Annotated in this window: 24 protein-coding genes; 16 read left to right on the top strand and 8 right to left on the bottom strand. The window is 69.9% G+C overall.

Features of this window, described 5'->3' with window-relative positions; genetic code table 11:
- Positions 1-67 precede the first annotated feature (67 nt).
- The 6 genes from AB0333_RS02380 (at position 68) to AB0333_RS02355 (ending at position 6,694) form a co-directional block, all read left to right on the top strand.
- Positions 68-688 carry a helix-turn-helix domain-containing protein gene (locus AB0333_RS02380; protein ID WP_366217154.1) on the top strand — a complete coding sequence of 207 codons (621 nt, stop codon included), beginning with the start codon at positions 68-70 and terminating at the stop codon, positions 686-688.
- A 176-nt stretch (positions 689-864) separates the two neighbouring features.
- The gene (locus AB0333_RS02375; protein WP_313817108.1) at positions 865-1,098 is read left to right on the top strand and encodes a DUF3107 domain-containing protein; all 234 of its coding nucleotides are present in this window, start codon (positions 865-867) and stop codon (positions 1,096-1,098) included.
- A gap of 190 nt (positions 1,099-1,288) precedes the next feature.
- The gene (locus AB0333_RS02370; RefSeq protein WP_366217153.1) at positions 1,289-2,848 is read left to right on the top strand and encodes an RNB domain-containing ribonuclease; all 1,560 of its coding nucleotides are present in this window, start codon (positions 1,289-1,291) and stop codon (positions 2,846-2,848) included.
- Positions 2,849-3,133: 285 nt separating this feature from the next.
- Positions 3,134-4,927 (top strand): DEAD/DEAH box helicase, encoded by a 1,794-nt coding sequence (locus AB0333_RS02365; protein ID WP_366217152.1) that lies wholly within the window; start codon positions 3,134-3,136, stop codon positions 4,925-4,927.
- A gap of 72 nt (positions 4,928-4,999) precedes the next feature.
- Positions 5,000-5,842 (top strand): site-specific DNA-methyltransferase, encoded by an 843-nt coding sequence (locus AB0333_RS02360; protein ID WP_366217196.1) that lies wholly within the window; start codon positions 5,000-5,002, stop codon positions 5,840-5,842.
- A 27-nt stretch (positions 5,843-5,869) separates the two neighbouring features.
- On the top strand, positions 5,870-6,694 hold the full coding sequence (locus AB0333_RS02355; RefSeq protein ID WP_366217151.1) for a fused MFS/spermidine synthase: 825 nt from the start codon (positions 5,870-5,872) through the stop codon (positions 6,692-6,694).
- A gap of 25 nt (positions 6,695-6,719) precedes the next feature.
- Here the strand turns inward: AB0333_RS02355 and AB0333_RS02350 are convergent, their stop codons facing one another.
- The gene (locus AB0333_RS02350; protein ID WP_366217150.1) at positions 6,720-7,568 is read right to left on the bottom strand and encodes a PHP domain-containing protein; all 849 of its coding nucleotides are present in this window, start codon (positions 7,566-7,568) and stop codon (positions 6,720-6,722) included.
- A gap of 70 nt (positions 7,569-7,638) precedes the next feature.
- Between AB0333_RS02350 and AB0333_RS02345 the strand changes: the two genes are divergently transcribed.
- Positions 7,639-9,219 (top strand): aminopeptidase P family protein, encoded by a 1,581-nt coding sequence (locus AB0333_RS02345; protein ID WP_366217149.1) that lies wholly within the window; start codon positions 7,639-7,641, stop codon positions 9,217-9,219.
- 16 nt (positions 9,220-9,235) lie between these two features.
- On the opposite strand, the gene AB0333_RS02340 is transcribed toward AB0333_RS02345, so the two are convergent.
- Positions 9,236-10,489 carry a general stress protein gene (locus AB0333_RS02340; protein ID WP_366217148.1) on the bottom strand — a complete coding sequence of 418 codons (1,254 nt, stop codon included), beginning with the start codon at positions 10,487-10,489 and terminating at the stop codon, positions 9,236-9,238.
- Between the two features lie 135 nt (positions 10,490-10,624).
- Here AB0333_RS02340 and AB0333_RS02335 point away from each other — a divergent pair, with 135 nt between their 5' ends.
- The 3 genes from AB0333_RS02335 to AB0333_RS02325 all read left to right on the top strand — a co-directional run bounded on the left by AB0333_RS02335 (position 10,625) and on the right by AB0333_RS02325 (position 14,015).
- Positions 10,625-11,878, top strand: coding sequence for a CBS domain-containing protein (locus AB0333_RS02335; RefSeq protein ID WP_366217147.1), 1,254 nt, complete (start codon positions 10,625-10,627; stop codon positions 11,876-11,878).
- Positions 11,878-12,699: a DUF1003 domain-containing protein gene (locus tag AB0333_RS02330; RefSeq protein WP_366217146.1), complete on the top strand. Its 822-nt coding sequence runs from the start codon at positions 11,878-11,880 to the stop codon at positions 12,697-12,699. Before AB0333_RS02335 ends, AB0333_RS02330 begins: the two co-directional genes overlap by 1 nt.
- A 167-nt stretch (positions 12,700-12,866) precedes the next feature.
- Entirely contained in the window at positions 12,867-14,015 is a 1,149-nt protein-coding gene (locus AB0333_RS02325; protein WP_366217195.1) for a P-loop NTPase, read from the top strand.
- Positions 14,016-14,037: 22 nt separating this feature from the next.
- Here the strand turns inward: AB0333_RS02325 and AB0333_RS02320 are convergent, their stop codons facing one another.
- Positions 14,038-14,772, bottom strand: coding sequence for a twin-arginine translocase TatA/TatE family subunit (locus AB0333_RS02320; RefSeq protein WP_366217145.1), 735 nt, complete (start codon positions 14,770-14,772; stop codon positions 14,038-14,040).
- Positions 14,773-14,871: 99 nt separating this feature from the next.
- A complete protein-coding gene (locus AB0333_RS02315; protein ID WP_366217144.1) occupies positions 14,872-16,185 on the bottom strand; it encodes a zf-HC2 domain-containing protein in 1,314 nt (437 codons plus the stop codon).
- A 224-nt stretch (positions 16,186-16,409) separates the two neighbouring features.
- On the opposite strand from AB0333_RS02315, the gene AB0333_RS02310 reads away from it, so the two are divergent.
- Positions 16,410-17,060 (top strand): class I SAM-dependent methyltransferase, encoded by a 651-nt coding sequence (locus AB0333_RS02310; protein ID WP_366217143.1) that lies wholly within the window; start codon positions 16,410-16,412, stop codon positions 17,058-17,060.
- A 120-nt stretch (positions 17,061-17,180) separates the two neighbouring features.
- On the opposite strand, the gene AB0333_RS02305 is transcribed toward AB0333_RS02310, so the two are convergent.
- The 3 genes from AB0333_RS02305 to AB0333_RS02295 all read right to left on the bottom strand — a co-directional run bounded on the left by AB0333_RS02305 (position 17,181) and on the right by AB0333_RS02295 (position 18,667).
- Positions 17,181-17,351, bottom strand: a complete 171-nt coding sequence (locus tag AB0333_RS02305) for a DUF3117 domain-containing protein (protein ID WP_159551692.1) — start codon at positions 17,349-17,351, stop codon at positions 17,181-17,183.
- A 144-nt stretch (positions 17,352-17,495) separates the two neighbouring features.
- Entirely contained in the window at positions 17,496-17,822 is a 327-nt protein-coding gene (locus tag AB0333_RS02300; protein WP_366217142.1) for a DivIVA domain-containing protein, read from the bottom strand.
- Positions 17,819-18,667 carry a TIGR00730 family Rossman fold protein gene (locus tag AB0333_RS02295; RefSeq protein WP_366217141.1) on the bottom strand — a complete coding sequence of 283 codons (849 nt, stop codon included), beginning with the start codon at positions 18,665-18,667 and terminating at the stop codon, positions 17,819-17,821. The genes AB0333_RS02300 and AB0333_RS02295 overlap by 4 nt, the downstream gene beginning before the upstream one ends.
- 146 nt (positions 18,668-18,813) lie before the next feature.
- Here AB0333_RS02295 and AB0333_RS02290 point away from each other — a divergent pair, with 146 nt between their 5' ends.
- The 4 genes from AB0333_RS02290 (at position 18,814) to AB0333_RS02275 (ending at position 22,231) form a co-directional block, all read left to right on the top strand.
- Positions 18,814-19,608, top strand: coding sequence for an amino acid ABC transporter ATP-binding protein (locus tag AB0333_RS02290; RefSeq protein WP_366217140.1), 795 nt, complete (start codon positions 18,814-18,816; stop codon positions 19,606-19,608).
- A gap of 67 nt (positions 19,609-19,675) precedes the next feature.
- Entirely contained in the window at positions 19,676-20,548 is an 873-nt protein-coding gene (locus AB0333_RS02285; RefSeq protein ID WP_366217139.1) for a glutamate ABC transporter substrate-binding protein, read from the top strand.
- Positions 20,549-20,669: 121 nt separating this feature from the next.
- Entirely contained in the window at positions 20,670-21,344 is a 675-nt protein-coding gene (locus AB0333_RS02280; protein ID WP_366217138.1) for an ABC transporter permease subunit, read from the top strand.
- Positions 21,341-22,231: an amino acid ABC transporter permease gene (locus AB0333_RS02275; protein WP_366217137.1), complete on the top strand. Its 891-nt coding sequence runs from the start codon at positions 21,341-21,343 to the stop codon at positions 22,229-22,231. Before AB0333_RS02280 ends, AB0333_RS02275 begins: the two co-directional genes overlap by 4 nt.
- A gap of 46 nt (positions 22,232-22,277) precedes the next feature.
- Here the strand turns inward: AB0333_RS02275 and dapE are convergent, their stop codons facing one another.
- Positions 22,278-23,534, bottom strand: coding sequence for a succinyl-diaminopimelate desuccinylase (gene dapE / locus AB0333_RS02270; protein ID WP_366217136.1), 1,257 nt, complete (start codon positions 23,532-23,534; stop codon positions 22,278-22,280).
- A 38-nt stretch (positions 23,535-23,572) separates the two neighbouring features.
- Here dapE and dapD point away from each other — a divergent pair, with 38 nt between their 5' ends.
- The gene (dapD, locus tag AB0333_RS02265) at positions 23,573-24,655 is read left to right on the top strand and encodes a 2,3,4,5-tetrahydropyridine-2,6-dicarboxylate N-succinyltransferase (RefSeq protein WP_366217135.1); all 1,083 of its coding nucleotides are present in this window, start codon (positions 23,573-23,575) and stop codon (positions 24,653-24,655) included.
- Positions 24,656-24,705: the final 50 nt, after the last annotated feature.

Raw genomic sequence — 24,705 nt, 5'->3', positions numbered from 1 at the left:
GGGCTACCGGCCGGTAGACTGGCCTGCACCGTCTGCACCTGACGAGTCATTCCAGAAAGGCATCACCGTGAGCACCTCCCCCGTGCGCCAGTCGAGGTTGCCCCGCGAGGAGCGCCGCAAGCAGTTGCTCGATGCCGCCCGGCAGGTCTTCGTCGACCACGGGTTCCACGCCACCTCGATGGACGACATCGCCGTGGCCGCCGCCGTCTCCAAGCCGGTGCTGTACCAGCACTTCCCCGGGAAGCACGAACTCTTCCTCGACCTCATGGACACCCAGGTCGACCTGCTGGGGTCCGCCATCACCGCCGCGCTGGAGTCCACGACGGACAACAAGGCCCGCGTCCAGGCCACGGTCCATGCCTACTTCCAGTTCGTGGACAGCCCGGACCGGGCCTACCGCCTGCTGTTCGACTCCGGATTGAACAACGACCCGGACGTCGCCCTGCGGATGGAGGGCCTGGACCACCGGTTCGCCGCCGACATCGCCGAGGTCATCGCCGCCGACACCACGCTCTCCGGCGAGGAGGCGCTGCTGTTGGGCCACGGCCTGGCCGGACTCGTGAAGTCCTCCGCACGGCACTGGGCGGGACAGGCCGGCGACGATGCGCGGCCAGACCTGGAAACGGCGGCCGACCTGGCCTTCCGGCTGGCATGGCGCGGCATCAGCCGCTTCCCCAAGGAACGCTGACGGTCTGCTGGCGGACGGTCACGGACGGATAGGTCGCGGACCGTTACGCCCGTGGCCGAAGTCGGCTCCGCCCCACCGCGCAGCGATCGGTGATCCTCTAGTCTGCTGTCGGACCAGTAATCGCCGGACCACGGAACCCCGTGGGCGCCGGCCCCCGTGACCAGAAGGAGACAGGCATGGAAATCCGCATTGGTGTTCAGAACGTGGCCCGCGAAGTCGTCATCGAGTCGGACGCCACCAACGAGGACGCCGCCCGCCTGGTGTCCGACGCCCTCTCCGATGGCGGCACCCTGCGTCTGAAGGACACCAAGGGCCGCCTGGTCCTGGTGCCCGCGGCCATCATCGGCTACGTCGAGATCGGCACCGAGACTCCACGTCCGGTCGGCTTCGTCCCGACGCCGGGTTCCTGACCTCTTTCTGACCCCCTTCTCACCTCTTCCTGACCCCTTCCTGACCCCTTCCTGGCCCCGGCGCCACGCGCCCGGGCCTGAGCGCCCCGCAGTGGGGCGGACGCCACCCGTGACGTCCGCCTTCACGGCGGGGCGTCTTCTCGTGGTGGGCACACTCGGCAACACCACCGCCGCCGGATAGGGTGAGGCCGTGGCCCACTACCATCTGGATCTCGCCCGTTCCGCCGCCCAGACCGAGCTGGCCCGCCGCTTGGCCGCCCTGCGGGAGGAGTTCTCGCTGCCGGCCGGATTCCCACCCGAGGTGCTGGCGGAGGCGGACCAGGCCTCGGCGAACGCCGTGAACCGCCTTCCGGTCCATGACCGGACGGATCTGCCCTTGCTCACCATCGACCCGCCGGGCTCCACCGACCTGGACCAGGCCGTCCACGTGCAGCGTGGTTCCCGCGGCCAGAGGGACGGATTCACGGTCCATTACGCGATTGCCGATGTCCCGGCGTTCATCGCACCTGGGGGTGCGCTGGACGCCGAGACCCTGCGCCGAGGACAGACGGTCTATCTGCCGGACGGGCGAATCCCGCTGCACCCGGAGGTCATCAGCGAGAACACCGGATCGTTGCTGCCCGGTGTGGACCGCGGCGCGTACCTGTGGACGTTCGCCCTGGACCGGACCGGTGCGGTGACCTCCACCTCCGTGAAACGTGCCCTGGTGCGGAGCCGGGAACAGCTCACCTACCAGCAAGCACAGCGTCGGATCGACTCCGGTGGCGCTCCCGAGTCCACGCTCGCCCTGCTCAAGGAGGTCGGACTTCTGCGGGCCCGGCTGGAGACCGACCGCGGCGGAGCAAGCCTGCGCCTGCCGGAGCAGGAGATCACGGCCACGGATCACGGCTATGAGGTCCTGACCGCCCCTCCGCTGGACGTGGAGGACTGGAATGCGCAGGTCTCGTTGATGACCGGCATCGCCGCGGCGCACCTCATGCTCGACGGCGGCGTGGGCCTCCTCCGCACCATGCCGCCGGCAGACCCGGCGGCGGAGTCGAGGTTCCGGGCCCGGACGCGGGCCCTCGGACATCCGTGGCCACAGGACCAGCCATACGGTGAATACCTGCGGACCCTGGACATCACGCAACCACAGGAGCTGGCCATCATGCACGCGGCAACCTCCCTGTTCCGCGGCGCCGGATACACCGCCTTCGACGGCGACACGCCCGACGTGACCGACCAGTCCGCGATCGCGTCCCCCTACGCCCACGCCACCGCGCCCTTGCGACGGTTGGTGGACCGGTTCGTCCTCGCGACCTGCCTGGCCCTGGAGAACGGCGAGGAGGTGCCCCAGAGCATCCGCGGCCTGCTCCCGAGCCTGCCCGCGGCCATGAAAGACTCCTCCCTCGTGACGTCCCGGGCCACCAATGCCGCACTGGACCTGGTCGAGGCGGCGTCCCTGCACGGGATGGAGGGCCAGGAGTTCAATGCCGTGGTCATCTCCGCGCCGAGTTCCGAACAGGCCGAGAAGGCTCGTCGCGAGCGGCGTCAGCCCTGGGGCGAGATCCAGGTGGAACAGCCCCCGGTCCTGGCCCGCTACGAGGGCCAGGCCGAGGCCGGGCAGCGCATCCGGGCGGTGCTCATCACCGCCAACATGGCCACCCGCACCGTGCTGTTCCGGGTGGCCGGCCAGACACCCCGGCCACAGCCCTCGGAGGTCCTGGGAGGCGCACTCGCACCGGAAGATCAGGCGGACCCGGTAGACTGACCCCATCAAGGATGACCGATCGCATTGTTCATCTGCGTTCACCTTCGTGATTTGACTCTCCGGATCCGGCACGCGCCCTGACGGGCCAGACCGAATCCAGGGCCCATCCCCTCGATGCCGGCCTTGCACTTCCCGCGATCGGCTCCACCATGGACGCACGGCGTCCGGCCGATCCGCGCCGCCCCGCAGCTAGCCGAGCTAGCCGGAGCCAGGCACCGGAGTGCACTGGAACCAGTGCCATCGCGCCGAGCCGCCTTGCCTGAATGACGGGACCGAATTTTCCCCATGACTCCTGAACAGAAGATCTCCGCGGACAACGACATCGACACCGAGGACCTGGCCACCTCCCAGATCGAGACGATCGAGGTGGAGGACTCCATCGACATCGCCGAGGCCAACGAGCCCGTGGCGGAGAAGACCTTCGCCGACTTCAAGGTCCGCCCGGACATGGTCGAGGCCCTCGCCGAGAAGGGCATCACCCACCCCTTCCCCATCCAGGCCATGACCCTGCCGGTCGCCCTGGGCGGGCACGACATCATCGGCCAGGCCAAGACCGGCACGGGCAAGACCCTCGGCTTCGGCCTGCCGGCCCTGCAGCGGGTGGTGGGCCCGGGCGAGCCCGGTTTCGACCAGCTCGACTCCCCCGGTGCGCCGCAGGCGTTGATCGTGGCCCCGACCCGCGAACTGGCCAACCAGGTCGCCCAGGACATCACGACCGCCGCCTCCAAGCGTTCCGTGCGCATCGCCACCATCTACGGCGGCCGGGCCTACGAGCCCCAAATCGAGGAGCTGCAGCGCGGCGTCGAAGTCGTGGTCGGCACCCCCGGCCGCCTCATCGACCTGATGCGCCAGCGTCACCTGAACCTCAAGCTCGTGAAGATCGTGGTGCTGGACGAGGCCGACGAGATGCTGGACCTCGGCTTCCTGCCGGATGTGGAGACGCTGCTCTCCGCCGTCCCGGAGGTCCGCCAGACCATGCTCTTCTCCGCCACCATGCCCGGCCCCGTGGTCGCCATGGCCCGCCGGTACATGACGCAGCCGACCCACATCCGCGCCGCTGACCCCGACGACGAGGGCATCACCAAGAAGGACATCCGCCAGCTCGTCTACCGCGCACACCACATGGACAAGGATGAGCTCGTCGCCCGCGTCCTGCGCGCCGAGGGCCGCGGCAAGACGATCATCTTCACCCGCACCAAGCGCACCGCAGCGCGCGTCTCGGACGAACTGGCCAAGCGCGGCTTCGCCGCCGGTGCCATTCACGGCGACCTCGGCCAGGGTGCCCGCGAGCAGGCCCTGCGTGCCTTCCGCGGAGACAAGGTCGATGTGCTGGTCGCCACCGACGTGGCCGCCCGCGGCATCGACGTGGACGATGTCACCCACGTGATCAATTTCCAGTGCCCAGAGGACGAGAAGACCTACCTGCACCGCGTGGGCCGCACCGGCCGCGCCGGCAACAAAGGCACCGCCGTGACCCTGGTCGACTGGGAGGACATGCCACGCTGGGGTCTGATCAACAAGGCCCTCGGACTGGACGTCCCCGAGCCGCCGGAGACCTATTCCTCCTCGAAGCACTTCTTCGAGGACCTGAACATCCCGAAGGGTTCCAAGGGCCGCCTGCCCCGGGACCAGCGCACCAAGCTGGGCCTGGAGGGCGAGACGCTCGAGGACCTCGGCGGCCCGGGTGCGAAGCCGGACGGCCGCGGTGACCGCGGCGGCCGCAGCGCAGGTCGTGGGGACGGCCGTGAGGGCGGGCGCGACGGCGGCCGGTCGGGACGCGGTGGACGCGGCGGGCGCAGCGCTGGTCATGAGGGCGGCCGGGGCCGCGGACGCTCCGGAGAGGGCCGTGAGCGTTCGGGCGAGGACCGCCGGGAGCGTGTCCCGCACGAGGGCGACTCGGCTGAGACGCGCTCCGCGGGTGCGGGCCGGCGTCGTGGTATCGCCGACGCCTCCGGGACGACCGCCGAGGGTGGCGCCACGCGCAGCCGCTCGCGGAGCCGATCCCGCACGCGCCGCAAGAACGGCAACGTGGTGCAGGGTGGCGAGGCCACCGGCGGTCAGGCACCCTCCGCCGAGTGACCGCTCAACCGTGCACGCCTCACCGAGCGCCGACACCTCGGCACTGTGACCGGCCCCGGGACCGTGACCGCTGTGCATGAGTTCCGGCCGGACGGCCCCAATCTGGTGGTGGGGGCGGAGAACCTCGAGTTCCTGCCCTCACTGCCGGACGGCGCGTTCACCCTGGTCTACCTGGATCCGCCGTTCAACACGGGGCGGACCCAACGACGTCAGCAGATGTCCATGGTCCGTGCGGCCGCCGGGGAATCGGACCGGGTCGGCTTCGGCGGGCAGAACTACAAGACCATCAAGGGCGCCCTGGCCTCCTACGACGATGCCTTCGCCGACTACTGGGAGTTCCTCGAGCCCCGGTTGCGCGAGGCCTGGCGGCTTCTGGCCGATGACGGCACCCTCTACCTGCACCTGGACTACCGGGAGGTGCACTACGCCAAGGTCATGCTGGACGCGATCTTCGGCCGGGAGTGCTTCCTCAACGAGATCATCTGGGCCTACGACTTCGGCGGCCGGTCCAAACGGAGGTGGCCGAGCAAGCACGACACGATCCTGGTCTACGTCAAGGACCCCGACGGCTATTGGTTCGACTCCGAGGAGGTCGATCGGGAGCCGTACATGGCGCCCGGGCTCGTGACCCCGGAGAAAGTCGCCCGCGGCAAGCTGCCCACCGATGTCTGGTGGCACACCATCGTCTCCCCCACCGGCAAGGAGAAGACCGGCTATCCGACCCAGAAGCCGGTGGGCCTGCTCAAGCGGATGGTGGCCGCGTCGACCCGCCGGGACGACTGGGTGCTCGACTTCTTCGCCGGCTCCGGCACGCTCGGGGCCGCCGCGGCCGCACTCCAGCGGCGCTTCGTGCTCGTGGACCAGAACCCCGAGGCCCTCGAGGTCATGCGCCGCCGGCTGGCCGACCACCTCTGATCACCGTGCACCTGTCAGAATGGCGTGATGGCCGACCCTGACGCGTTCCACCCCACCCGCCGGAGCCTCCAGCTGAGTGTGAGTGGCGAGCAGGCCCGGATCCTCCCGGACGAGCACGACGACGGCTGGGTGCTGGAGATCGGCGGGGCGGTCCAGTCCCATGTCGACCTGCACGACCCCACCCGGATCCGCTATGAGTACCTGCGCCGGGTGGCCAACGTCCTCGATGCCGGCTGGCCCCGTTCCCGGCCCTTCCGCATCCTCCATCTGGGCGCCGGTGCGCTCACCCTGCCCCGGTACGTCCAGCACACTCGCCCCGGGTCCGTCCAGACGGTGGTGGACCTCGACCGCGAGCTGCCGACGTTGGTCTGCTCAGCACTGCCCCTGCCCGAGGGCACGGACCTCACCGTGGTGATCGGCGACGCGCGTGACGCGCTTCTGCGCCTGGAACATCAGACGTTCGACGCCGTCATCCTGGACATCGACACCGCGGCGGACGCCGCCGGGCACCTCACAGGCCGCCAGTTCTATGGTGAGCTGCTGGAACGCCTCGCCGATCCCGGCGTCCTGCTGGTGAACATCGGGGACGACACGGGCCTGCGGTTCCTGGCCCGGCAGGCCCAGGCCCTGGAGAGCGCCGCCGCGACGGCTGGACTGACCGGCACCTGGACCCTGGCCGACGCAACCATGCTGGACCGCCGGCAGGCCGGCAACGCGGTCCTGGCCGCCGGCAGCGCTCTCGATGGACAGGACCAGGCGGACCTCCGCACCGGGCTGCTGGCGGCCGGACCGCATCCGGCGGCGGTGCTGGACCCGCAGCAGACGGCGGCCCTCGCGGCCAGGATCGGCTAAGCCACAGCCAGGATCACGGGCCACGTCACGGCCGGATGACCTCGGTCCCCGTGGCCTGCTCCTCCAGTCGGGCGACCACCTCGTCGGGAGTCGTGTTCTCGCCGATCCGGTTGGGCTTGCCGGTGCCGTGGTAATCGGAGGAGCCGGTGATGAAGAGGTCGTGTTCCAGGGCGAGGAGCCGCAGGGTGCGCCGGGCCTCGTCCGGGTTGTCCCGATGGAAGACCTCGACACCGGCCAGTCCGGCGTCGATCATCTCGCGGAACAGCTCCATGCCGATGACGCGGCCCCGCATGGACGCCATCGGGTGGGCGAAGACCGGCACGCCCCCGGCCTCAAGCACCAGGCGGACGGCGTCCACCGGGTCCGGGGCGTAGTGGCCCACGTAGTAGGGCGAGCGCGGGGTGAGGATCGAGGTGAACGCGGCCGAGCGGTCCCGGATCACGCCCGCGGTGACCAGGGCGTCGGCGATGTGCGGTCGGCCGATCGTGGCGTCCGGGGTGGCGTGGGCCAGCACCATCTCCCACGTGATGGGATAGTCCTCCCCCAGTCGCTTGACCATGCGCTGCGCCCGCATGAGCCGGGAGGTCCGGGCGCGGCCGATTTCCTCGTTGAGTCCGGACGCCAGTGGATCGTGCAGGTAGGACAACAGGTGCACGCTGATGCCGGTGTCCGAGACGCAGGAGACCTCCATGCCGGGGATGAAAGTCAGGCCCGTCTCCACGGCCGCATGGGCTGCCTCGGCCCAGCCGGCGGTGGTGTCGTGGTCGGTCAGGGCCAGGCCGGTGAGGCCGGCCCCGGCGGCGGCCCGCACCACGTCCGCGGGCGGTTCGGTGCCATCCGAGATGTGGGAGTGCGTGTGCAGGTCGAACGGCATGACCCCCAGACTAGCCAACGGCCCCGGGCTCGCGGGGAAGAATGCGGAGATGAGTGGAATGATGGAAACCATGAACGACGAAACACCCCGGCCCACCGATCAGACCGCGCCCGCCGACCAGGCCAGCGCCGCAGCCGACCAGCCCGTAGAAGACCGCGTGAACAACCGGTCCCAGAAGCCGACCTCGGACGCGTTCAAGCGGTTCATGGGCTCGAACTGGGCCCCCGCCGAGACCACGCCGGTCCTGCCGGATGCCTCGGCCCCATTCGCCGCCCGACGCCGCAAGGCCCTGTCCGAGCAGTTCGAGGGTGAACGCCTCGTCATCCCGGCCGGAGCGCTCAAGGTCCGTTCCAATGACACCGACTACCGTTTCCGCGCCCACTCCGCCTTCGCCCACCTGACCGGTTTGGGCGTGGACCACGAGCCGGAGGCCACCCTCGTCCTGGAACCGGTGGATCACGGCGCCGGTGACCATGGCGGGCACCACGAGGCCGCCCTGTACTTCCGCCCCATGGCCGGACGCGATTCCGAGGAGTTCTACTCCAACGCCCGCAGCGGTGAATTCTGGATCGGCACCCGCCCCACCCTCGGCGGGTTGCAGGCCCGCACCGGAATCCGCACCGCCGACCTGTCCGAGCTGGAGGTCGCCGTCACCAAGAATGCCGGTGCCGTGGAGATCGGCGGGGTCCGCATCCGCCTGCTGCGCGGCTCCGACCTGGACGTCGAGGCCCTGGTGGACACCTCGCGCATCAACACCGGGGTGGACCTGGAGTTCTCGGACGGCCTGGACGCCCAACTCACCGAATTCCTCTCCGAGCTGCGCCTGGTCAAGGACGGCTGGGAGATCGAGGAGCTGCGCGGCTCCGTGGCGGCCACCATCGCCGGCTTCGAGGACATCGTCCGGGTCTTGCCCGCTGCCCGCGGTCACGAACGCGGCGAGAGGATCGTGGAGGGGGCGTTCTTCTCCCGGGCCCGCCTCGAGGGCAATGACCTGGGCTATGACACCATCGCGGCCTCCGGCAACAACGCCACCGTGCTGCACTGGATCCGTAACAACGGCGAGGTGCGCTCCGGGGACCTGATCCTCGTGGACGCCGGCGTGGAGGCGGACTCCCTCTACACGGCCGACATCACCCGCACCCTGCCGGTCGACGGCACGTTCTCGCCCATCCAGCGCACCATCTACCAGGCCGTCCTCGAGGCCGCCGACGCCGCCTTCGCCGCCGTGCGGCCCGGCTTGAGGTTCCGGGACATCCACACCACCGCCATGCAGGTGCTGGCCGAGCGGCTGCACGAGTGGGGCCTGCTGCCCGTCTCCGTGGAGGAGGCCCTCTCGCCCGAGGGCCAGCAGCACCGCCGGTGGATGCCGCACGGCACCAGCCACCACCTCGGTCTGGACGTGCACGACTGCGCACAGGCCAAGCGTGAGCTCTACCTGGATGCCGAGATCGTCCCGGGCATGGTCTTCACGATCGAGCCCGGCCTGTACTTCAAGAGCGAGGACCTGGCCGTGCCGGAGGAGTACCGCGGCATCGGCGTGCGCATCGAGGACGACATCTACGTCACGGACGAGGGTGCCGAGAACCTCTCCGCCGCCCTGCCGCGCACCCCCGACGACGTCGAGGCCTGGATGGCACGGCTCCTCAGCTGACCGGCCCGGCAGGCGTTCAGTCGCGCCGCTCGGGCTCGTCCTGAGGGGTGTCCGGCTGATCCGCCTCGGGCTGGTCCACGGCCGCCCGACGTCCGTAGGCCGGCCGCTCGAAGCCGCCCGCCGACTCGCTCGTGCCGTGCTCCCCCGGCTCGGTCGCGCCGGGTGCCGCGGCGGTGTTCTGGTCCTGGTTCTGGTCCTGGTTCTGGTCGTGGTTCTGGGCCTGGGGCACGGATCCCGCGCCCGACGTCGGCCGGTCGCCCTCGACTGTCGGCGCGGCCGCACCGTCGACGGGACGGCTGCGGTCGGAGCGGCGTCCGAGGCCACCACGGCCGCGCCGGCCCGACGTCTGCTGGTCCTGCCGATTCCGCTGGTCCTGCTGGTCCTGCTGGCCCTGCCGATTCCGCTGGTCCTGCTGGCCGTAGGACGGGGCCTCGAAGGACGCCGCCGCCTGGCTGCCCGGAGCGTTCTTGGCGGCATTCTCGCTGAGGATGCGTTCCTGGACGGCCTTAGCCTCGTCCTCCGGCAGCCGCACCCCGTATTGGGGGCGACCGTCCGGCAGGTCCGGGAACGTGCCGTTGCGGGAGGGAGCCTCTGACTCCGGTACCGACGGCACCGGTGCGGTGTCAGCGGCGGGGGTGTCCGGCGTCGGGCCCTGGTGGGCGGCGGGCTCCGCAACGGGCGTCTGGTTGGCCGGAGACTGGCTGGTGGAAGACTGGCTGGCGGGGGGCTGTGGCGGGGCAGCCTGGTGGGCCGGCGGGGCGGGGGTCTGCGGTGCCGGTGCCGGGGCCGGGCCCGGGCGGCCCAGCAGTTGCTTGGCCTGGTGCGAGGTCTCGAACTCGCAGACCACGTCGAAGTTGGAGGGGACCAGCTGTTGGACCGAGTTCACGCCGCGGCCCTTGCGCAGCGCGTGGCCGATCACGCCGAAGAGCACCCAGATGGCCACGCCAAGACCCACCGTGTACAGGATCTGGAGACCGGATCCAGCGGGGTCGATCAGGGTCATCAGGATGCCGAGCATCGCACCGAAGAAAGCGCCCTGCAGGGCCGAGCGCAGAGCCACGGACGGGTAGGTCAGGCGGTTGCGGATCCGCTCGACGGTGCGCAGGTCCGTGCCGACGACCGAGACCGTGCGGACGTCGAACTCCTGCTCGGCCAGTCGGTCCACGACCTTCCGGGCCTCGGCGTAGGTGGGGAAGGACCCCAGCACCTCACCGCGGGGCAGGCCGCTGACCGAGGGGTCGGAGGACGTGGGACCGAAGAGCATGGACATGGGCTCCATTGTGCCGCTCGTGCCGGCGCGGGTCATCACGGCGCCCGGGTTCTCCGCCACCGGCGTAAGGAGGCGTGAGCAACGGCGGTGGGATGCCAGGGACCAGGGCCCGGCCCGGCCGACTAGGCTGGACGGGTGAATGCCCCGAAGATCTTCGTCGCCCGCCTGCTGGGCCTGGACGTGTTCGACCCCCTGGGTGACCGTCTGGGGCGCATGCGTGACGCCGTCGTCACCGAGCGCGGACCGGGCCAACCTCCGGTCGCGGTCGGGATCGTCATCGAGGTGCCGGGCAAGAAGCGGGTCTTCGTGCCGATGACCAGGGTCACCTCGCTGGGCGCCGGGCAGATCATCACCACCGGCCTGATCAACCTGCGCCGTTTCGAGCGTCGCGGGGCCGAGCTGATGGTGGCGGCCGACCTCTTCGACCGCCGTGTCACCCTCGCCGACGGTTCCGGGCAGGCGGTGCTGGAGGACCTGGGCCTGGAACAGCAGCGCAATGGTGACTGGCTGGTCAGTGACCTGTATGTCCGGCGGCATGCCGGCCGCAGCGCCTTCGGCCGCGTCCGGGGAGAGCATCTGCTGGTGGGGTGGGGCGAGGCCCGCTGGGCCGCCCGCGAGGAACCTCAGGGGGCGTCCAGTTTCGTGGCCGCCCACGAGGACCTCAAGGCCGCAGACCTGGCCGATGTCCTGCACGAGATGACCACCAAGCGCCGGGTTGAGGTGGCCGCCGAGCTGCAGGACGGGCGCCTGGCGGACGTGCTCCAGGAGCTGCCGGACGACGACCAGGTGGAGATCATCTCCAACCTGGACATCGAACGCGCCGCCGACGTGCTGGAGGAGATGGACCCGGACGACGCCGCCGACCTCCTCCACGAGCTCTCGGACTCCCAGCAGGAGTTGCTGCTGGAGCTGATGGAGCCCGAGGACGCGGACGACGTCCGCCGCCTGATGGAGTACGAGGAGAACACCGCCGGATCGGTCATGACGCCGGTCCCGGTCATCATGCCGCCCGAGGCCACGGTGGCCGAGGCCCTGGCGAATATCCGCCAGCAGGAGTTCACCCCGGCCATGGCCTCGCTGGTGATCGTGGCCCGGCCGCCCCTGGAGACTCCCACGGGCCGCTACCTCGGTGTGGTGCATTTCCAGCGCCTGCTGCGGTATCCCCCGCCGGAGCCGCTGGGGAACATCCTGGACAAAGACCTCGAGCCGGTCTCCGACCTCATGCCCCTGCCGGCCGTGACCCGTGAACTGGCCACCTACAACCTGACCTGCATCCCGGTGGTCAACGAGCACCACCGGGTGGTCGGTGCCGTCACCGTGGACGACGTGCTGGACCACCTGCTGCCCGACGACTGGCGCAGTATGGACGATCCTGAGGAGGTGTCCTGATGGCAGACAAGAATCCCGAGACGACCGGCCCGCGCCGTGCCGGCCTCGACACGCCGCTGGGCGCGCGAGGACGCCGCTGGCCCCGGCTGAGTCCCAATCCGGACGCCTTCGGCGAGGCCACGGAGGGCTTCGCCCGGTTCATGGGGACCCCCCAGTTCCTGCTGTGGATGACCATCTTCTGCGCGGTCTGGCTCTGCTGGAACACCTTCGCCCCGGAGACGTGGCGCTTCGACTCCGCCGCCATCGGTTTCACCGCCCTGACCCTGGTGTTGTCCCTGCAGGCCTCCTACGCCGCTCCCCTGCTGCTGCTGGCGCAGAATCGCCAGGACGACCGGGACAAGGTCTCCTTGCGTGAGGACCGCAACCGCGCTGAACGCAACCTCGCGGACACCGAATACCTGACCCGCGAGCTGGCCGGCCTGCGCATCGCGCTGCAGGATGTGGCCACCCGTGACTTCGTGCGCTCGGAGATGCGCGATGCCGTCGCCGAGATCACCGAGGAACTCAAGGACGAGGTCCGTGAGAAGATGCGTGCCGAGATCCTGGCCGAGATGGATCAGCATCCCGACGCCGGCCCGGTGCCGAAGCCGGCCGGATCCGGCTCCCGGAAGCACAAGAAGAAGAAGAACCGACCCAGCCGCGAGGCCCGCGAACGCATCGAGGGCGACGAGGACGGCCCCCAGACCACCACCTTGGCCCTCATGGCCGCAGAGGAAGCCGACGGGGACGCAAGGGCCGAGCAGACCGGCCCGGCTGACCTCGCTGATCCGGCTGATCCGGCTGAGTCACCGAACAACCCCAAGGACACCCCCTCCGCATGACCGATACCCCCGACATCCCCACTGACACCACCGGCGCCCCCGGCACCACAGACACCACCGACACCTTCGACACCCCCGCGCTGACCACGGACCTGGAACGGGCCGCCTGGGCCCGGCTCGGCTCAGTCCTGGACCCGGAGATCCGGCGCCCGGTCACCGAGCTGGGCATGGTTGCCTCAATCACCGAGACCACCGAGACCACCGAGTCAGCCGAGTCAGCCGAGTCAGCCGAGTCAGCCGAGTCAGCCGAGTCAGCAGAGCCAGCGGAGCGAACAGCGTCAACCGAGTCGGCCGCCAGTGCGTCCGGCACCGGACATCTCACCATCGGCATCCGCCTGACCATCGCCGGCTGCCCCCTCCGGGACACCATCACGCAGGACGTGGAACGGGCCCTCGAGGGACTGGACGGATGTACGGGGGTCGAGGTCGTCATGGCGGTCATGACCGCCGAGCAGCGTGCCTCGCTCAAGGAGCTGCTGACCACCGGCCGCCCGAAAAACCAATTCGAGAAGGGCTCGCTGGCCCGGGTCTACGCGGTCGCCTCCGGCAAGGGCGGCGTCGGCAAGTCCACCGTCACGGCCAACCTCGCCACCGCCCTGGCTGAGCGGGGCCTCTCCGTCGGACTGGTGGACGCTGACATCCATGGCTTCTCCATCCCCGGCCTGCTCGGCACCACGGCCAAGCCGACCCGGGTGGACGAGATGATCCTGCCCCCGGTGGCCCAGGGCGTGAAGGTCATCTCGATCGGCATGTTCCTCGACGCCGACCGGCCGGTCGCCTGGCGTGGGCCCATGCTGCACCGGGCCCTCGAGCAGTTCGTCACGGACGTCTACTGGGGCGACCTCGATGTCCTCCTGGTCGACCTGCCGCCGGGCACCGGGGACATCGCGATCTCGGCCGCCCAGCTGCTGCCGACCTCCGAGCTGCTGATCGTCACCACGCCGCAACAGGCGGCGGCCCAGGTCGCGGCCCGGGCGGGCGAGCTCGCGGAACAGACGGGCCAGCAGGTCGCCGGTGTCATCGAGAATATGGCGGCCATGACCCTGCCGGACGGCACTGTCCTGGACCTCTTCGGCTCCGGCGGTGGCCAGACCGTCGCCGACCGGCTCACCGGCTCCCTCGGTCATGCGGTGCCGCTGTTGGGCTCGGTCCCGTTGGACCCCCTGTTGCGCGAGGACGGCGACGGCGGCACCCCGGTGGTCCTGGAACATCCGGACTCCGCGTCGGGCACGGAACTGCGCCGCATCGCCGGTGCCCTGGCCGTGAGACCACGCGGGCTCTCCGGCCTGAAGCTGCCGGTCACACCACGGGACTGATGGGGTCTGCCGCGCGGCCCGGCTACGTGGCGTCGACGTCGAAGGGCGCCGGGTCTCGCAGAACACCTGTCCCACTCGACGCGGCTGACGCCACGGCGGCCCCGGTCGGCTGACCGGCTGCCGCTGTCTCGTCGCCGCTGCCACTGCCACTGCCACTGCCACTGCCACTGCCACCCGTACCGGTGCTGCCACGGGAGTCGCCCGGAGCTTCCGCACGGTCCCGTTCGTTGACGCGGTCGCCGGTCTGAGAGGTCTCGCCGTCCAAGGCACCCGAGCGTGCGGCGGGCAGGGCCGTCGAACGGCTGGAGGTCTTGCCGAAGAACAGGGCTCGGGGATCCATGTCCTTGAGATCCTCGCGCAGTTCGTCGCGCTGGGAGCGCACGGAGTCCAGTCCACCGCGGAAATCGCCCCGCCCGCTCCGGGCCACCGTGCCGGACCCGCCGGGGGCACCAACCACGCCGGCCGCGCCGGCCGCACCCAAATCGGAAGTGCCCCCGTCCACGGGGTCGGCCAGGGCGTCCTTGATGATGCGGCGGGGGTCGTACTGCCGGGGGTCGTACTTCTTCCAGTCGATCTCGTCGAAGTCGGTGCCCGTCTCTTCCCTGAACTGGGTCTTGGCGCCTTCGGCCATGCGCCGCAGGTTGCGGATCCATTCGGTGAGCTTCCGCGCGTACTCGGGGAGCTTCTCCGGTCCGAGGATGAGCACGGCCAGCAGGGCCAGGATGATCAGCTCAGCGCCGTTGATACCGAAGGTCACAATTCCTCAGCCTACCCGAGCGGCAGGACGTCACCGGAGGCGGTCAGAGGGCCCGTCCTGTGCTCGTCCGTCATCTGCCCGTGCCGAACTCGGCAGCGGTCATCGGGTGTCATCCTCGGGCTCTTCCATCCAGGGCAGGAGTCGCTCGAATCCTCGGGCCAGGCGTTCCGCGGGCCGTTCTTCGGGCGCCTCCCCCGCCTGGACGCGGGACCGTTCCGAAATGACCACCAGCGTCATCACGCGTTCGGCCCGGTCCACAGGGAGGTCTGAATCCACCGTGTAGGAGGCATTCGCGGTCTGCGCGGTGGCTGTCCACGTGCCGTCGCCCAGATCGAGGACGGACATCTCCACGCCGACGGGCAGGCTGCGGGTCTCCCCGGTCGCGGCCACGGTGGCGGCCCAGGCTGCGGCGCGGGCCTCCCCCTGCGCCAGTGGGCAGCCGGGGATCCCCGCGTCCGCGCCCAGCGAGCGGCACTCGTGCAGCACGAGTGAGGCTTCCTCGCCCTGGAGCGACATCACCACCTCGGCGGTCTCCTCCTCCACAGTCCACCCCGTGGACTCATGGCGCAGCCCCAGTCCATTCAAGGAGGGGACGTTCCACCCCAGTCGCCGCAGGTCGGTGACCATCTCCGGGGTCAACGCGATCGTCTCGGCCAAGGCGACTCCGGCGAAGACCTTGCCCTCAGCCGGATTGACGGACCCCGACGGGGACGGGAGGGAGGGTGCCAGTGCCGGTCCCCCCACGCCGGCCGGCGACAGCACCGCGGAACCAGTCGAATCGTCGGTGGCGCCCGTGCTCGGGGCGCCGGCCTCGGCGTCCGCAGCACCGGCACTCCCGGCGCCCGGCGACCCGGACGGCGCAGGTGATGCGCCGGCGTCGGGCTCTGCCGTGGAGGAATTCACGGAGGCGGACGGCAGGAGCAGGTTCTCACCGGTCTCGGGACCGGCGACGGCCTCCGGATCACCGGCGATCCAAGCCGTGGACAGCACCACCGCGGCAGCCAGGCCGACGGCTCCCAGTCCCATGACCACCTTCCAGCCGGCCACACCTTCTCGTTCCTCCAGCACAGGAGGCACGGCGGTGTGGGACCCGGACCCGGGACCTCCCGCGTGGGGCGTCCAGGTGGAGGGCGACGGCGGCACCGCCCACGGCGATGCCGGCGAGGTCGGGCCGGACGCGGACGACGGCGAGGAGGGGGCCGACGAGGATGAGGAGAGCGAGGAATGCGTCGAGGCAGCCGTGGTGAGGGGCGACAAGGAGGAGGCGGCCCGCAGGATGCGTTCGCGCTGCTCCACCTCGCGACGGCATGCGGCACACTGCTCGAGATGGAGGGAGATCCGCTCGCGGGCGGCCGGGGAGAGGGCATCCTCCACGTAGGAGTCGAATCGTGCCCGGGGATGGAAGACCGCCATCAGCGCGGGCCCTTCCCTCCGGAGATGTGTGCGGGGAGCGGCACGAAGGGGGTGATGCAGGGGGGAATGATCACGGCAGTCGACTCCTTTCCGTACCCATCCAGTCTGGCCCCTTTTGCTGTGAGGAGCCTGAGCATGGGAGCGTGTCGTTTGAATCGCCGTAGACTGGATTGCCGGTCGGCACCCCCGACTCCCCCGCCGCACGAGAGAATCGAGCACGCCCCATGAAGGCCCTGAGCCCCCACCAGACGGACAAGCATGCCAGCTGGGCATTCGCGGAGTCCCGTCCGGCCGAGGACGACGTGCTCCTGCGGGCCCGGGAACGGTCCTCGGACCTGGGAATCGTGCCGGTCACCGAGGGCACCGCCGCCCTGCTGACCGTCTTGGCCGCCACCCGCTCCCCCGCGACCCTGGTGGAGATCGGTACCGGCGCCGGCGTCTCCGGCATCGCCCTGATGCGCGGTCTCACCCGGGACGCCATGCTGACCACCATCGACCCCGATGCCGAAGCCCTGCGTGCGGCCCGCGAGGGGTTCGCCGAAGGCGGGTTCCCCGCCAACCGCACCCGCATGATCACGGGCCGGGCCCGCACCGTGGTCCCGCGGCTCAACAGCAAGGCCTACGACCTGGTGCTCCTCGATGCGGACAAGGCCTCGCTGGTCTTCCACGTGGAGCAGGCCGCCCGGCTGCTGCGACCCGGGGGTCTGCTGATCGTCAACGACGCCCTCGACGAGGACCGTGTCCCCAAGCCCGCCGTCCGGGAGGCGTCGACCGTGGCTGCCCGGGAGGCCGGCAAGCTGCTGCGGGATGATGAGACCTGGCACTCCGCGCTGGTCCCCACCGGGTCCGGCGTGCTGTTGGCCGTGCGCCGCTGACCACCGAGACCATCACCGCCCGGATCCCGTCCGGGCAGGGGAAAGCCCCCGGATCCACCGCCGTCGAGCCGTGGATCCGGGGGCTTTCTGGTACGGGGCCTGCAACGCCGGTCAGGAAAGTCAGGCGTCGGTGACGCCGACGAGGCACTCCTTGAGCGCGTTCGCCTCATCCTTGTTGAGTTCAAGCACCAGGCGGCCGCCGCCGTCGATCGGCACGCGCATGATCAGGCTCCGGCCCTCCTTGGTCACTTCCATGGGACCATCCCCGGTACGAGGCTTCATGGCTGCCATCTGTGTTCCCTTCTCGATGCGGTCCCCCTCATCACAGCGAGGCCGCAAGACTATACGTGCGGTCGCCAGAGCTAAAGGCATCCCCTGGCGACCCGCGGAGCGCTTGACACCCCTATTATTCCGGATTCGGCCCGGTGCTGCTAATCACACGACGTCATCTGCACTTTTGCCGGGTATTCTCCCCGGCAGCTGACGCAGTCTCGCGATTTCCGCATCCCGCTCGGCCAGAGCGCCGGACAGCGTCTCGAGCACCTCGTCGACCTGATCCATGCGGTATCCGCGCAGCCCGGGAGAAAAGCGCAGTGCCTCCACGTCGCCCGCCTCCGGAGCCGGAGGCAGCAGGACCGGCGGCAGGGCACGCACGGGCTCGGACAGCGGCGCTGCGAACCCCGTGGTGCCCGTGACGGCCAGGGCAAGAAGCCCCACCACCACGACGGCGGCCACCAGCACCAGCACCATGAACACGTTCACTGGGGATCACCCGTCGCAAACCCGTGGTCCGCCGCGATCCGCTGGTGGTCCGGGTCCCAGTCCTCCCGGTCCGGCCAACGCCCGCCGGCCACCGTGTTGAGCACCAGGTGCACGGCCTCTTCCGGGGTGTCGGCCAGCTGGAGCAGACTCACGTCGGCGGGATTGACCATGCCGCGCTCGACCAGGCTGTCCCTGATCCAGCCCACCAACGGGCCCCAGAAGTCCCGCCCCAGCAGCACCACCGGAAAGGCGGTGACCTTCCCGGTCTGGACCAGGGTGAGGGCCTCGAACAGCTCGTCCAGGGTGCCCAGCCCACCGGGGACCACCACGAATCCCTGGGAGTACTTCAGGAACATCACCTTGCGCACGAAGAAGTAGCGGAAGTCGACGCCGAGGTCGACCCAGTCGTTCATGCCCTGCTCATGGGGCAACTCGATGCCCAGGCCGACGGACAGCCCGCCGGCCTCCTTGGCGCCGCGGTTGGCCGCCTCCATGGCCCCAGGCCCGCCTCCGGTGACCACACTGAAACCGGCCTCGGCCAGACGGCGCCCCACCTCGCGGGCCTGCTCGTACTCCGCCGCGCCCGGTCCGGTGCGCGCGGACCCGAACACGGAGATGGCGGGCCCGAGGTCCGCCAGGGCGCCGAAGCCCTCGACGAACTCGCCTTGGATCCGCAGTACCCGCCACGCGTCCGTGGTGGTGGACTGCCGTTCCGAGGACCGGGGGTCGTCGGAACGGAGCAGCAATTGGTCGAAGGTCGGACCGGCGGCGGCAGCACCGCGCAGGGTTTGGGGGCCGCGCCGGATGCGCGGGGCGGAGGCGCCCGCATCGCCGTGAGGTGACATGGGCCCAGCCTATCGCCGCACCGGGACCCGCGGTCCCGGACCGAATCGCGCAAGAAGTGTTTCAGAAAGGCAACGATTGGATTAAAAGGGCCCTGACGACCACCTCCTGATGATCTGGCCTGACCTTGTCCTATAGTCTCTCCCCTATGACGCAGAGCACACCGGCCCCGACGGATCCCCCCGCAGCCGACTCCCCCGCGAAGCGAGCCCTCGTTGAACTCGACAACGTCAACAAGCACTTCGGTTCGTTCCAGGCCCTGAAGGACATCAACCTGACCATCCCCGAGGGACAGGTGGCGATTGTCATCGGTCCCTCCGGCTCCGGCAAGTCCACGCTCTGCCGCACCATCAACCGCCTCGAGACCATCGATGAGGGCGGCACCATCCGCATCGATGGGAAGCCGCTCCCCGCGGAGGGCAAGGGCCTCGCCCAGTTGCGCGCCGACGTCGGGATGGTGTTCCAGTCCTTCAACCTCTTCGCCCACAAGTCGATCGTGGAGAACGTGACCCTGGGACCGATCAAGGTCAAGGGCGTCAAGAAGGCCAAGGCCAAGGACGAGGCCATGGCTCTGCTGGAACGCGTCGGAGTCGCGCAGCAGGCCAAGAAGATGCCCGCCCAGCTCTCCGGCGGCCAGCAGCAGCGCGTCGCCATCGCCCGCGCGCTGGCAATGAGGCCCAAGGTGATGCTCTTCGACGAGCCGACGTCCGCCCTGGACCCCGAGATGGTCCAGGAGGTCCTGGACGTCATGGTCCAGCTGGCGCACGAGGGCATGACCATGGTCGTGGTCACCCACGAGATGGGCTTCGCCCGCAAAGCCGGTGACCGCGTCATCTTCATGGACCAGGGTGCCGTCCTCGAGGACACCGACCCGGAATCGTTCTTCATGAATCCGCAGCACCCCCGCGCCAAGGACTTCCTCGGGAAGATTCTCACCCACTGACCAACACCGTCACCACATCTTCACCCGCATCACCGCACCCATCATCAGTACCGCCTCTGGAGGAACAATGCGCAAGAAGCTCCTTTCCACCGCCGCCATCGCCGCGTCGGCCGCCCTCGTCCTGTCCGCCTGCTCACCGTCCTCCACCGAGGAGGGTGGCGAGTCCGGCGGCAGTGAGACCGCAGGTGGCGGCGAGTCCGTCCGCATCGGCATCAAGTTTGACCAGCCGGGTCTCGGCTTCCGCGAGGGCAACAGCGATCCGACCGGATTCGACGTGGACGTGGCCAAGTACGTGGCCACCGAGCTGGGCTACACCGAGGACCAGATCGAATGGGTCCAGACGCCCTCGGCCAACCGGGAGAACGCCCTGGAAGGCGGCGAGGTCGACATGATCTTCGCGACGTACTCGATCACCGACGAGCGCGCCGAGCGCGTGGGCTTCGCCGGACCGTATTTCGTGGCCGGCCAGGACCTGCTGGTCCGCGCCGACGACACCGAGATCACCGGCCCGGAGGACCTGGAGGGCAAGAACCTGTGCTCCGTCACCGGCTCCACCTCCGCCCAGACCATCCAGGACGAGTACGCCGAGGGCGTGGAACTGGTGGAGCAGGGCGGCTACGCCGAGTGCGTGACCTACCTCGAGTCCGGCCAGGTGGACGCTGTCACCACCGACGACATCATCCTCGCCGGCCTCGCCGCGACCCCGGAGAACGCCGGCAAGTTCAAGGTCGTGGGCAACGCCTTCACCGTCGAGCGCTACGGCGTCGGCATCCCGAAGGGTGCTGAGGAGTGCCAGGCCATCAACGATGCCATCACCAAGATGAAGGACGAGGGCGCCTGGGAAGAGGCCCTCACCGCCAACACCGAGGGCACCGGGTACACACCGGACGAGGAGTTGAACAACGGACCCGAGGCGGAGCTGGAATCCTGCGAGGCCTGATCACCACCACCGCACCGTGACGCGGCGGTGAGCCGGGCACCCGCCCGGCCCACCGCCGTCGTCTCCCTCAGGCCAGCACCCGCAGCTCCCCCCAGCTGCCGGCCTCCGACCCAGGAAGCTCATGAACGGATTCCTCGAACTCTTCGCCGACTATGACATCCTCGGCGCCTTCTGGATGAATGTCCGGTTGACGTTTCTGGCGGCCATCGGCTCCTTCATCCTCGGCACCCTCCTGGCCATCTTCCGGATCTCTCCCGTCGGCTCCCTCCGGAGTATCGGCACGGCCTACGTGAACACGGTCCGCAACACCCCGTTGACCATCATCATGGTGCTCGGCGTACTGGCCGTCTGGGGCCAGCTGCAGATCACGTTCTCCTCGGACTTCGACCTGAACTTCTTCGTCTACGCCGTGATCTCGTTGACCCTCTACCATGCGGCGTTCGTGTGCGAGGCGATCCGCTCGGGCGTCAACACGGTTCCCCTCGGCCAGGCCGAGGCCGCGCGGGCGATCGGGCTCAGCTTCCTCCCGGCCGCCCGCCTGGTGGTGCTCCCCCAGGCCCTGCGCGGCGCGATCACGCCGCTGGGCAACACCCTCATCGCCCTGACCAAGAACACCACGGTGGCCGCGGCCGCCTCCGTGGCCGAGGCCTCCGGGCTGATGAGGACCATGATCGAGTTCAACCCGGACCTGATGATCTACATCTTCCTCACCATCGCGATCGGATTCTGCATCATCGTGATTCCCATGGGCATCCTGACCACCTGGCTCTCCGACAAATGGGCGGTGGTCCGATGAAGGCACAGGCCTCCGTCCTCTTCGACGCCCCGGGACCCCGGGCCCGGCGCAACATCCTGATCTCCAACGCGATCGCCCTCGCCGCGGTCCTGGTCGTGGTCATCCTCGTCCTGATGCAATTGGACCGGCAGGGTCAGTTGGCCCCCACCCAGTGGACCAACGCCCTCAACGCCAACGCGTGGACCAACTACTACCTGCCGGGCCTGCAGTTCACCCTGCAGTCCTCCGGCATCGCCGTGGTCACGGCGCTCATCTTCGGGCTGGTCTTCGGCTTCCTGCGATTGGCGCCGTTCGCCGTCATCCGCGGGGTCTCAGGTGTCATCGTCGAGTTCTTCCGCGCCGTTCCGGTGCTCGTGATGATGTTCTTCCTGTACTTCTTCTTCTCCCGCGTGGTCGCCCCCACGGGGCTGATCGCCTCCGCGGACGCGGCCTACTACGGCGTCATCGTGGGCCTGACGCTGTACAACGGGGCCGTGATCGCCGAGTTGGTCCGATCGGGCGTGCGGTCCCTGCCCAAGGGCCAGCGCGAGGCGGCGGCAGCCGTCGGCATGACGAACAATCAGTCGTTGCGGCTCGTGGAGGTGCCGCAGGCGCTGACCGCCATGCTGCCCTCGCTGCTCAGCCAGTTCGTGGTCATCCTCAAGGACTCCGCCCTGGGCTACCTGATCGGCTTCTACGAGCTGCTGCAGTATTCCCGCCAGCTGGGCTCCGGCTACTCGAACATCCTGCAGACGCTGGTGGTGGCGGCGCTGATCTTCATCGTCATCAACTTCATCCTGACGTGGTTGGCGACGAAGCTGGCCGGCACCCTGTCCTCCCGCACCGGTGGGGACACGGCGCCGGCCACCTCCACCACCATGGTGTCCACCATCGAGGTCGCCAAGTAGCACGTCAGCACGCCAACCGCCGGCCCCGAACCCGCGCCGCAGCAGATCAGGACGACGCGGACCCGGGGCCGGCGGCCGACACGAGCCACCGGCGCAGGGCGGCCAGGCAGTCGCGCACGGCACCGACCGTGACATGCTCGTCGTCCGTGTGGGCCAGCAGGGCGTCCCCGGGGCCGAAGTTCACGGCCGGCACCCCGAGCTCGGAGAACCGGGCGACGTCCGTCCACCCGTACTTCGGCATCGGCGTTCCTCCCACGGCCTCGACAAAGGCGGCAGCGGCCGGCCGGTCCAGTCCAGGTCGGGCCGAGGGCGACTCGTCGACGATCTCCACCCGGTCACGCCCGATGCCGGCCTCGGCCAGCACCGCGTACACGTGCGCATGGGCCTGCTCGAGGTCCTTGTCCGGGGCGAACCGGTAGTTGACCTCCACGGTGCAGGTGTCCGGGATGACGTTGCCGGCAGTCCCCCCGTGGATCCGGACCGCGTTCAGGCCCTCCCGGTAGTCGAGTCCCTCGACCGTGACGGTGGCGGGCCGATAGGCGGCCAGCGCCGCCAGCAGGGGCCCGGCCGCGTGGATGGCGTTCTCCCCCTTCCAGGCCCGTCCGGAGTGGGCCGCCACCCCGGGCACCGTGACGACGTAGCGATTGGTCCCGTTGCAACCGCCCTCCACCACGCCGTCGGTGGGCTCCAGCAATACCGCGAAGTCGGCCTCCACCAGCTCCGGTGCCTCGCGGGCCACCCGGGCCAGCCCCGAGTGCTCGGAGCCGACCTCCTCATGGTCGTAGAACACCCAGGTGACGTCGTGCGCGGGGAGGGGGCCGGCGTCGTGCCCGATCCATCCGGCCAGCGCCAGCTGGACAGCCACCCCGGACTTCATGTCCGTGGCACCACGGCCGTAGAGCACGTCCGTGTCCGCCGGTCCGGCCATCCCGGCGTCGGACGCCCCGGATGCAGGCGTCAGGAGCCCGACGCCGGCCCGAGACTCCCAGCTGGAGGGCACCGTCCCGCGCGCGCCAGGGGTGGTCGGCAGCGGCACCGTGTCCAGGTGCCCGGCGAGCACCACGCGGGCTGGCAACCCGAAGTCGGTGCGCGCCACGACGCTGTCCCCGATGCGGTGAATCTCCAACCGCGGCAGGACGCGCAGGGCGGCCTCGACCGCATCGGCCAGCGGGGTCTCGTGGTCGGAGACCGAGGGAATGTCCAGCAGCGCGGCCGTCAGCGTCGCCACATCCGAGTCGAGGGGCGGCAGGACGGGGACGGGATGGCCGGAGCCGGGCCCGGCGGCGTGGCTGGTGGTTTTCATGCCCGTCAGTCTAAGTCCGGGCCAGTAGGATATTTCCCATGACTTCCACCCCCGCCCAGCCTGGTTCCAGCCTGTCCGCCGACCGTTCCGACCGTTCCGACCACGCTGACGATGCTCTGTCAGGCAGCGAGCGCACGGCCTCCGGCGTCGGGCTGGCCACGGTAGCGGACGACGGCACCGTGCTCGATGTCTGGTATCCGGCCCCGGTGCTCGGCACGGAGGGTGGCGGGCTGGAGGCCGAGCTGGCTGCGGTGGCGGTCTCCGACGCGGATCGGGGTACCCATCAGCAGGTGCACACCGTGCAGATCGATCTCGACACTGCCCCCGCTGACGCCCTGGACGCCTGGCTGCGCCTGCACCTGTTGTCCCACCGGCTGGTGCGGCCGAACACCATCAACCTGGACGGCGTCTTCGGCGTCCTGGCCAACGTGGTGTGGACGAATTTCGGCCCCTGCCTGCCTGCCGGATTCGAGACCACGCGGCTCCGGCTGCGCGCCCGCGGTCCCGTGCAGGTCTACGGCGTGGACAAGTTCCCCCGCATGACCGACTATGTGGTGCCCACGGGTGTGCGCATCGGCGATGCCGACCGGGTCCGACTTGGGGCCCACCTGGCCGAGGGCACCACCGTGATGCACGAGGGCTTCGTCAACTTCAACGCCGGCACCTTCGGCGCCTCCATGGTCGAGGGCCGGATCTCGGCCGGGGTTGTGGTGGGTGACGGCTCCGACGTGGGCGGCGGCGCCTCCATCATGGGCACCCTCTCCGGCGGAGGGTCACAGCGGATCACCATCGGCGAGCGGGTGCTGCTGGGCGCCAACTCCGGCGTGGGCATCTCCGTCGGCGACGACTCCGTGATCGAGGCCGGGCTCTACATCACGGCAGGCACCCGGGTGGCCGTGCGCATGGACCCCCGTGCCGGGTCCGCCGAGTCCACCGGGTCGACCGGGGGCACCGCCGGGCAGGCCGGCGGAGAGGGCACCCATGAGACCACCGTCAAGGCCCTCGACCTCTCGGGTGTCCCCCACCTGCTGTTCCGCCGCGACTCCTCCACCGGTCAGGTCCAGGCCCTGCCCCGCGCCGGACAGACCGTGGCACTCAACGACGCCCTGCACGCCAACTGACTCCGCGTCGCCCGACCATGCCGAATACTGCCGTGTCACGACCACTGAGC

It is taken from the genome of Citricoccus sp. NPDC079358, assembly GCF_040702545.1.
Classification (GTDB): Bacteria; Actinomycetota; Actinomycetes; order Actinomycetales; family Micrococcaceae; genus Citricoccus.
This window is presented reverse-complemented; position numbering and strand designations above follow the sequence as displayed.

Coding starts and splice junctions, on each gene's coding strand:
- dapD (WP_366217135.1), top strand. CDS start 23,573: ATGACTTCCACCCCCGCCCAGCCTGGTTCCAGCCTGTCCGCCGACCGT.
- AB0333_RS02280 (WP_366217138.1), top strand. CDS start 20,670: ATGAACGGATTCCTCGAACTCTTCGCCGACTATGACATCCTCGGCGCC.
- AB0333_RS02290 (WP_366217140.1), top strand. CDS start 18,814: ATGACGCAGAGCACACCGGCCCCGACGGATCCCCCCGCAGCCGACTCC.
- AB0333_RS02375 (WP_313817108.1), top strand. CDS start 865: ATGGAAATCCGCATTGGTGTTCAGAACGTGGCCCGCGAAGTCGTCATC.
- AB0333_RS02315 (WP_366217144.1), bottom strand. CDS start 16,185: ATGGCGGTCTTCCATCCCCGGGCACGATTCGACTCCTACGTGGAGGAT.
- AB0333_RS02295 (WP_366217141.1), bottom strand. CDS start 18,667: ATGTCACCTCACGGCGATGCGGGCGCCTCCGCCCCGCGCATCCGGCGC.
- AB0333_RS02340 (WP_366217148.1), bottom strand. CDS start 10,489: ATGTCCATGCTCTTCGGTCCCACGTCCTCCGACCCCTCGGTCAGCGGC.
- AB0333_RS02310 (WP_366217143.1), top strand. CDS start 16,410: ATGAAGGCCCTGAGCCCCCACCAGACGGACAAGCATGCCAGCTGGGCA.
- AB0333_RS02275 (WP_366217137.1), top strand. CDS start 21,341: ATGAAGGCACAGGCCTCCGTCCTCTTCGACGCCCCGGGACCCCGGGCC.
- AB0333_RS02305 (WP_159551692.1), bottom strand. CDS start 17,351: ATGGCAGCCATGAAGCCTCGTACCGGGGATGGTCCCATGGAAGTGACC.
- AB0333_RS02325 (WP_366217195.1), top strand. CDS start 12,867: ATGGTTGCCTCAATCACCGAGACCACCGAGACCACCGAGTCAGCCGAG.
- AB0333_RS02330 (WP_366217146.1), top strand. CDS start 11,878: ATGGCAGACAAGAATCCCGAGACGACCGGCCCGCGCCGTGCCGGCCTC.
- dapE (WP_366217136.1), bottom strand. CDS start 23,534: ATGAAAACCACCAGCCACGCCGCCGGGCCCGGCTCCGGCCATCCCGTC.
- AB0333_RS02285 (WP_366217139.1), top strand. CDS start 19,676: ATGCGCAAGAAGCTCCTTTCCACCGCCGCCATCGCCGCGTCGGCCGCC.
- AB0333_RS02345 (WP_366217149.1), top strand. CDS start 7,639: ATGAACGACGAAACACCCCGGCCCACCGATCAGACCGCGCCCGCCGAC.
- AB0333_RS02355 (WP_366217151.1), top strand. CDS start 5,870: ATGGCCGACCCTGACGCGTTCCACCCCACCCGCCGGAGCCTCCAGCTG.
- AB0333_RS02350 (WP_366217150.1), bottom strand. CDS start 7,568: ATGCCGTTCGACCTGCACACGCACTCCCACATCTCGGATGGCACCGAA.
- AB0333_RS02365 (WP_366217152.1), top strand. CDS start 3,134: ATGACTCCTGAACAGAAGATCTCCGCGGACAACGACATCGACACCGAG.